The 2,071-nt window shown below is 62.2% G+C and carries 1 protein-coding gene and 2 pseudogenes; 1 reads left to right on the top strand and 2 read right to left on the bottom strand.

Going from position 1 to position 2,071, the window contains the following annotated elements; genetic code table 11:
* A pseudogene (locus GNZ12_RS44935) lies at positions 1–296 on the bottom strand (DDE-type integrase/transposase/recombinase); the annotation flags it as partial.
* 129 nt (positions 297–425) lie between these two features.
* On the opposite strand from GNZ12_RS44935, the gene GNZ12_RS43795 reads away from it, so the two are divergent.
* Entirely contained in the window at positions 426–1,565 is a 1,140-nt protein-coding gene (locus GNZ12_RS43795; RefSeq protein WP_172319205.1) for an IS110 family RNA-guided transposase, read from the top strand.
* 263 nt (positions 1,566–1,828) lie between these two features.
* On the opposite strand, the pseudogene GNZ12_RS45825 reads toward GNZ12_RS43795, so the two are convergent.
* Positions 1,829–1,903 (bottom strand): annotated as a pseudogene (locus tag GNZ12_RS45825) (IS6 family transposase); the annotation flags it as partial.
* Positions 1,904–2,071 lie beyond the last annotated feature (168 nt).

Genomic DNA, 2,071 nt, shown 5'->3' with positions numbered 1-2,071 from the left:
ACGCGCTTGAAAAATCGCCTGGCTGCCGCCGTGTCGCGACGCTTCTGCAGCAGGATGTCGAGTTCGGCGCCGTATTGATCGACTGCTCGTCACAACAGATAAGGCTCGCCGCGCAGCGTCACAAACACCTCGTCGAGATGCCATGTAGTGCCGGGTTTGCGACGCGCTGCCTTGACGAGATGCGCGAAGCCCGCGCCGAATTTGTCGCACCGTCGTCGTATCGTTTCGTAACTGACGATCACCCCGCGCTCGAACAGCAACTCTTCGATGTCGCGAACGCTCAACTGAAACCGGAAGGCAGTATGACTTTGCGTGAGGCAAGGGCTGGCCCGCCGTGGGAAATTGAACGCGGGTTAGCATTGCTGTCAGAGCCGCACGGGCGTGGACTGGGCCATGCCCCGGCGATTTCCTCCACGGAGGCCAGCATGCGAAACGATAGCACGGTGTACGTTGGACTGGATCTTCACAAGGACTCGATCACGGTCGCCTACGCGATCGACGCGGGCGAGATCGAGCTGCTGGGCAAGACCGGTACGACCGGGGCCGACATCGATCGCCTGTGCACACGCCTGCAATCCAAGGCGCCGCACGTGCGCGTCGTGTACGAGGCAGGTCCATGTGGTTACGGGCTGTACCGTCAGCTCGTCCAGAAGGGCTTCGACTGCATGGTCTGCGCACCTTCACTGATCCCGCGCAAGCCGGGCGAGCGCGTAAAGACCGACCGACGTGATGCCATCAAGCTGGCGCGCTCGCTACGCGCCGACGACCTGTCGGCCGTGTACGTGCCCGGCATTGAAGACGAGGCATTCCGGGATCTCGCCCGCGCGTGGGCGGCTGCCCGCGAGGATCTGCGACGTGCACGGCATCGACTGAAGTCGTTCCTGCTCGCGCATGGCGTCCGTTATACCGGTAGCGCAAACTGGGGCGAGGCGCACCGTCGCTGGCTGGGCCGCTGTTCGTTTCCCAGCGCCTGGCAGCACCTTGCCTTTGACGAACACCGGCGCACGATCGAGGACCGGCTTGCGCAGTGCGCCCGTCTCGAAACAGCCCTACGCGAAGCGGTGATCTCCTGGCGCTTCTATCCGGTAGTGCTGGCCCTGCAGGCCATGCGGGGCGTCCAGTTCGTTACCGCCGTCGGGATGGTTTCAGAAGTGGGCGACCTGTCCCGCTTCGAACACCCGCGTCAGCTGATGGCCTGGCTCGGCGTAACGCCATCCGAGCATTCATCGGGAGGCAAACGCCGCCAGGGCAGCATTACCAAAACCGGCAACAGCTACGCCCGAAGGCTGCTGGTCGAAGCGGCCTGGAGTTACCGCCATCCTGCCCGCGTCAGTCCGGAAATCCAGGCCCGTCTCGAAGGTCTGCCCAAGGCCATCATCGACCGCGCCTGGGACGCCCAGGTGCGGCTGTGCCGACGATTCCGCCGGCTGACCGCGCGAGGCAAGCCCATCAACATCACGGTCGTGGCTATTGCCCGCGAACTGGCGGCGTTCATCTGGGACATCAGTCGACTGGCCATGGCGCTTGCAATACCTCGCAGCAAACCGCCCGCGGCCTGTGTGTGATTTCCCGAACAACCGAAGGAGTTTCCTGAAGGCGGCGCAGCCCGGCATCCGAGCAACCCGCGATGGTATTACGCAACGGGCATCACCAACTTGCGGCGGAAGTTAGCGGCAGGCTCATGAGGCGGACCTCTGTAATGCGGTATCCAACCCGCGGATATCAGTGTGATCCACCGTCGAGACTTACTGCTGCGCCGCCCTCAGGAAATTCATGCGTCGATGCAACCTGGAAACCAATTTCGCGATTGACACGCAAAGTCATATCAATACCAGCGCACGGCGCAGCTGATGATTGCGGCGGGAAAGCGATGACCGTGACAAAGCGATTTTGTTGTCTTCATCACGCAATCTTACGCGACCACCTCGGCAACGTGACAGACCCGATCGAACGACACGAAATCGAACCATCCACGCGCATCCCGGTGTAGCCGCCAATTCCGTGCGATTCTGGCTTCCAGCGCCGCTTCGTCTGCATGAGCAGAGTTGCGCAGGTTAAAACTAACGGTCCG

Origin of the sequence: Paraburkholderia solitsugae (assembly GCF_013177695.1) — a bacterium.
GTDB classification, from domain to species: domain Bacteria; phylum Pseudomonadota; class Gammaproteobacteria; order Burkholderiales; family Burkholderiaceae; genus Paraburkholderia; species Paraburkholderia solitsugae.
This window is presented reverse-complemented; position numbering and strand designations above follow the sequence as displayed.